Origin of the sequence: Zunongwangia mangrovi (assembly GCF_900112105.1) — a bacterium.
Lineage (GTDB): Bacteria > Bacteroidota > Bacteroidia > Flavobacteriales > Flavobacteriaceae > Zunongwangia > Zunongwangia mangrovi.
The window spans coordinates 1-6,380 of the sequence record NZ_FOKV01000019.1 but is presented as its reverse complement, the minus strand read 5'-3'; the positions used below and the strand labels follow the sequence as shown (position 1 = coordinate 6,380).

Genomic DNA, 6,380 nt, shown 5'->3' with positions numbered 1-6,380 from the left:
TGAAAGTGCACTTTCAAATACGAGCGAACTCGTATAAAAGCCTGAGTTAAGGTAGTGGATTTTTTTGACAAAATCAACTAGCTTAATCACAATGGAGCACTGCTACGGACGCCCCTATTTTGCTTTGATCCTAGAATTTTGTCAATAACAGCGCATATCAGTCCCGCCATTGATATGAGCAATTATTGCCAAAAACATACTCTTATATGATTGCGCCGCACTTACTGCGTAATTTTTGAACATTTGAATAAAACGAACTTAAAAAGCGTAAATGGGTATGCGGCTAAGGCCGGTTCAAAAATTACTGCGCACAACAGCGAATATCGACAATAGCGTAACTACGAGCTATTCGAAAGTTTTTACTATTTTTACTGGAAACAGTGATATCGGATAAAACTAAAAAACCAAAACGCTACAGTCGATATCCGCAGACGTTAGCTAACATATATATAAATGAACAACATTTTCAAAATATTATTCTTTAATATAATTAGTGTTACTTGCTATTCACAAGAACTGAAAATATTCGAAGCTGATGGGCTTTTTGGATTTAAAAACAACAATGATATAGCTATCAATGCTCAATACCAATATGCAAACGAATTTTTGGGTGACAAAGCAATCGTTTATAAAAATAATAAAGCTGGTGTAATTAATAAAAACAACAAAGTAATCATACCATTTAAATACGATAAAATCTATTTTTTTGATGATTCATTGCTATATGTCAAAAACAGAACTAAATACTCGCACGAATATGAGTGTGGTGTTATAAATAAAAATAACAAAGTAGTACTTCCTCTAAAATTCAGTAAGATTTATTTGAAAAATGAAAAATTATTTGTAGAAAAACAAAGAGATAGTCTTATTTCAGAAACACGATTTACAGACACAAGAAGTATTAAAAAAACATATGGAATTTATGATTTAAATGGCAAACCAATATTAGAGCCTGTTTACGATTGGTTTAAAAAAATTGGTTCAGACACTTTACGAGTAAGAAAAGGACACTTTTCTGCTATGGTAAAAACCAATGGAAAATTCCTTACAGATTTAAAATATACTGCATTTGGAGATTTTCATAATAATAGAGCAGCTGTAAGAATAGATAGCTCATATGGCTTTATTGATAAAAGTGGATTTGAAGTTATAAAGCCTACTTTCTATTCGGTTAGCAAATATTATAACGATATAACTGTATTTAGAAAACACAATGGCCAAGTAGGTTTTATGAACATTAACGGTAAAATATTTTATGAATCCGACTACGAAATTTTACGCTATCCCCATTTAAATTGTGCAGCCGCAAGAAAAAATAAAAAATGGGGTCTTATTGATTTAAATGGAAATATTCTTATATCATTCATACACAATGGCTATATAAGAGAATTTGAAGGCATTATTGCATTTAAGAAGAATGAAAAATGGGCTACCTTTAACCACAAAGGTAAACAATTAACAGAATATAAATTTGACTCCATATTTGTGTTTGGAAGTAAAGAATCACCATCCAGCTCTTTTTGGAACCTAAAGAAAAATGGATTTAAAGAATCCCTTGCTTTCGTTCAAGAATCAAATATGTATGCTGTTATTAATTATAAAGGAGAATATGTTATTCCATTAAATAAATCTAAAAATCAAGTTTTTGAATTATTAGAAAAACTTAAAATACGTTAGCTAACACCGTATAACAACAATTGCGGCTTTGTGTCCTGCGGACACAACCGCGCAAGCATAAAAGTCAGTAATTTTAGCTATCTTAGTTTTTAACCAATCCGCAACTGATTGTTATACAAGACCGTTACCAGCAAGCTGAAAACAACAGAACGCAAATGAAAAAACAATTATTTACTTTAATAATTCTATTAATCTCAATCTTAACTTTTGCACAGGAAAAATTTGAACCCACAATTCTAATACTTTCCCCAAATGAAACAAAATATGAGAAAACATTCGAGAAAGAAGTAACGGAATACAACAACAGTATTGTAAAAAACAACAATACTTCGGAAACAGAAACCTACCTTAAATCTGAAGATTTTTTATCACAACCCGAAAACATTCGAGAGATGATAAAAAGTGAAATAGAATTTGCTAAAAACATAGATTTCTTCAAAAATGCAAGTTCCATTTCCGAGCAATTTTTAGCATATCGTTTTTTTGAAAAGTTCCCAAACCTATTAATTATTCTAAAAGACAAAAAAAGCGATGGTTCTTTAACTAATTTAAAAAGCATATCCGAAAATGAGAAATTTCAATATGTTCTTAATTTCTCAAAAATTGAGTTGTACAAAAAAAATGACGTTGGTTATGCCGAAATTCAAATCCAATTATTTGACAGCATATCAAACTCAATAATATTAGATAAATCTTATGTTGGAGACTGGAATAATCCAGGATTTGAGTTTGCGTGTGCTAATGAATCAATTAATTGTACAATTAACAATGCTTTGTCGAAATCATTGAACGATATTATTTATACAATTGCAATTAACAGTCCGACATTAAAAAAAGAAAAACAATTAAGTCAAGAAAGATTTAATATTCTTTCAAATGAATATTTAAGAAAAGAGTTTGATGAGCAATTTTTAAAAACCATTTTATCTAACAATAATGACAAACCTTTTCAATTATTGCTAAATGATGACAAAACTAAATTTGTAGCTTTTTTTATTAAACAAGTCTCTTCACAAGATTTTAAAGATTTAACTAAAAATAAAAAAGATAAAAACGTAAAAATCATTTCACCAAATGACATTAAGGACAAGGAGTTTCTTGAAGAAATTCCAAGAACATATGCTTACATTATAAAGGCTGTGAAATACAATGATAAATGGTATTATGAAAAATCAAATGTTACTTATTTCCAAGCAAACTCAATAAATGAAGGACAGGAACAATATTTTAATAATCTTCAACAATGGAATTTTTTCAAAGAAAATTCAACAGAATTAAATCCTGATTTTTGGGAAACAAATTTATTTGAAAAAGTCCCTGATTTAAAAAAAGACCCAGATTGGGATAAATATGGAGAATCTATATGGAAAACTGATGAAGTTAATAATCGAGATTATATTGGATTATACGAAATTGTTGCTGATTCTTTAAGAAAAGAAAAACAATTAAAAAATACTGCTTTTGAAAAGCAACTGAACGAAAAAATTTTTAAACCAACTTATGAAACTTTAAAGAAAAATAAATCTAACAATTATTCAAAATTATCTGTTCATTCTTTAATATATTCAGAAAACAGAGATTTAGCAATTAATCCTGTATTAGTAACCGACAAGGATGGAATAAAAAAACTACACTATTTTGTAGCTTTTAATAATTCCCAAAAATTATATGAATGGAACTATTTTGACCCTGTAGCTATTAAAGGTAATTTATTTGGAAGCAAAGTTGTTGACCAAATTGGTTCCATAACCGAATGGAATTTTTCCGTTGACAATCTAAATGATGAAAAATTTTGGAATCAATATGTTTTACTAAAACAAGGAAATGATTATAAATATTTAAAAGAAATAAAAGAATAAAGCCAGCTGGTAACAACGTGTATAAGCAATAGCTGTTTGACTGCTAACTCGAACCGATTTGTTCATAAATTAAAGTATATTGCCATCTGAAAAGTAGTTGCTTAAAATCCGCTACTGCTCATACACAAAACCGTTGTGGTGCATTTTGACAACCGAACAGATAAGAAAAATGAAAGAATATTTAGAAAAACTTAAGTACGCAAAAACAGAATCCGAAGTTGATATTATTTTGGACGAAATAGTACCAATTTTGAAAAGTCGCGGAGTTTCGCCGACTGAAATTATAATGTATTTCAAAATGGGTGGTGGAAATGATTTTGACTTTGTTCCAAAAACTCAAGACCACAGAATGACCAATTCGAATGCAGGTAAAGCTCAAATAATTTTACAAAAACTTATGGCTAAACTTAAAAATTAATGAATTCAACAACTGACTGGATTTCTGCTATCTCAAGTGCTCTGACAATGCTAGTTTCTGGTGGTGTTTTGTGGGTTGCTTATTATCAAATAAAACAAGTCAAAAAACAGTTAAAAGGATTATCAGAAAATCAAAAAAACAGTACTTTAATGACTGTTCTTGAATTGGAAAGCGAATTAAACAAACGAAAAGAAAATTTTGATAAGGCAAATTTTGAATTAAGAGAATATAATCTTGAATTAGAAAACTCAAAGAAAAAATTGAGCAAAGAACTTTTAGAAATTTATAGAGACAAGATTGATGTCTCAAAAGAAAATTATTTAAACTCTCTCGACCGACTTTCGTATTGTATTTTACACGACTATTTATCTGATAGAGATTGGAGAACTGAATATCGAGATACAATTTTTGATGCTGTTGATTCTTATAATGAAAACTTCGGAGTTAGTTCAAGATACAGAAATACGATCAAAATTTACGATAAGTGGAAAAGCGAATAAAAACGACACCACAACACCGTATAACAACAATTGCGGCTTTGTGTCCTGCGGACACAACCGCGCAAGCATAAAAGTCGGTAATTTTAGCTATATTAGTTTTTAACCAATCCGCAACTGATTGTTATACAAGACCGTTGTAAAAAATAGCTCCTGACCCAATCTCCCTCTGCAAACAGAACTGACCGCAGAAAAAATAATACTCCAAATTCGATAAAATCAGACCAATTTTTTTTATATTTTAAAGAATTGAAAAACTGACAAAATCATTCTCTGAAAATCTTAAAACAAAATTGGAACTAAATGGATTAGCAACAACGCGGACAAAAAATCAGAGAAAATAACGGTGAAATTGTATAAAATTAGACTCTGTTTTTTACTTCAATAAAATTGATAAATCATCTTACAGAAAATTCGGTTTAAATATAAATTAAAAACTGAAAAAGCCGATCATATCGCAGAACCAATCTCTCCCAAAACATTATAATTGAGAAATTCAGCTAAAAATTAAAATGCAACGCTGGAGAAATTTAAAATTGTGAATTTTCACTATCAATTTTTAAACTTGAAAAACCTCTCTCCCATTTTTTGAGAATAATAGTAAAATCTGATCAGAGCTAATATTCGATAAATCTGACAATAATTTTTAAAAGAATAAATAAACGGATAATTTTATATCAGAACGTATCGCTACATTTTACAACAACGATTAATCGCAAATAGCGGTTTTTAGATAAAAAAGTGTAATTTTAGAATCAAAGCAAGAAAAGACTAAGCCGACAAATCCGTGTCCCTTATTCCACTACTTGCGATAATCGAAGCCGTTGTACACAATACTTTAGAATTGAAGAACTTAATACAAAAACAGTTACTTATAATGACAATTTTATCTTCACTTTCTGGTTTCGGTCAGAATAAATTGGAGAAAATTAAAAAGTATTTAATCGAATCTAGTTATGAAATAGAAAATTCAGATAAATTAAAAATACTCGATTTAATAAAACCTACAATTGGAATAAAAACCAAATCTAAAACAGATAATGAAATAGAAATTGGAATATCTAAAATTGGTGGAAACCCAGATTTACCAAATGATTTCAAATGGCCTAAATTTGAAAATGAATATTTGACATTTTGTGCGCAGTATAACTTAACTGAGCTAAACAAATATGTCAAGGACAACAGTCTTCCGAGCAAAGGAATGTTATATGTTTTCATATTTATCGATAAAGAATGGCCTGGTTTTTTAAATAAAAAGGATAGCTATAAAATTATTTATATTGAAAACACTAAAAACATACAAAGACAGAATTTTCCAAAAGGATATTTTCAAGAAAGCAAATTTAAAGCTGCACAAATTGAATATTTTGAATATTTGACCTTACCACATTATACTAGTTATAAAGTAGAAAAATACTTTAATAAATATGAGGACTTTGAGTATTTCTATGACTCTGTAACCGAATTTAACGACACTTTATTCAATCAGAATTCTGATATTTTTCATCAAATTTTAGGAGAAGACAGATCTATCCAGTCAACCGTTGTCATTGATTTTGCAACAAAAATTTTAGAAATAAAAACTATAGAAGATTATAATTCAAAAAAAACAGAAATTGACAAAATTTCAAAAGATTATAGCATTTTATTACAACTAGATTGTAATGATAATAATTCAGATTTAAGTAAGTTTGGTGGTGGTATGACAATCTATTTTGGTATTGAACCGAAAAATTTGAAAAATAGGGATTTCGAAAATGTTATTATGGCGTTTCAAGGAACATAAAGAAAAGTACTGTGTACAACAACGCGTATAGCCAATTGCGGCTAAATACTTCATCCGTTATTCGATGTTTTTAGCTATATTTATTATAAGCGGACAAAACCTGGCAAACCAACTCGCAACTGTCCATACTCGAAACCGTTAGC

At 29.1% G+C, this 6,380-nt stretch carries 5 protein-coding genes; all 5 read left to right on the top strand.

Annotated features, from left to right (window positions below; all coding sequences use genetic code 11):
* Positions 1 to 453 precede the first annotated feature (453 nt).
* The 5 genes from BM201_RS17785 (at position 454) to BM201_RS17765 (ending at position 6,237) form a co-directional block, all read left to right on the top strand.
* A complete protein-coding gene (locus tag BM201_RS17785) occupies positions 454 to 1,677 on the top strand; it encodes a WG repeat-containing protein (protein WP_092545147.1) in 1,224 nt (407 codons plus the stop codon).
* Between the two features lie 155 nt (positions 1,678 to 1,832).
* The gene (locus BM201_RS17780; protein WP_092545145.1) at positions 1,833 to 3,536 is read left to right on the top strand and encodes a hypothetical protein; all 1,704 of its coding nucleotides are present in this window, start codon (positions 1,833 to 1,835) and stop codon (positions 3,534 to 3,536) included.
* A gap of 169 nt (positions 3,537 to 3,705) precedes the next feature.
* Positions 3,706 to 3,954, top strand: a complete 249-nt coding sequence (locus tag BM201_RS17775; protein ID WP_092545143.1) for a hypothetical protein — start codon at positions 3,706 to 3,708, stop codon at positions 3,952 to 3,954.
* Positions 3,954 to 4,454 (top strand): hypothetical protein, encoded by a 501-nt coding sequence (locus tag BM201_RS17770; protein ID WP_092545141.1) that lies wholly within the window; start codon positions 3,954 to 3,956, stop codon positions 4,452 to 4,454. Before BM201_RS17775 ends, BM201_RS17770 begins: the two co-directional genes overlap by 1 nt.
* Positions 4,455 to 5,328: 874 nt before the next feature.
* Positions 5,329 to 6,237 carry a DUF1963 domain-containing protein gene (locus tag BM201_RS17765; protein ID WP_092545139.1) on the top strand — a complete coding sequence of 303 codons (909 nt, stop codon included), beginning with the start codon at positions 5,329 to 5,331 and terminating at the stop codon, positions 6,235 to 6,237.
* Positions 6,238 to 6,380: the final 143 nt, after the last annotated feature.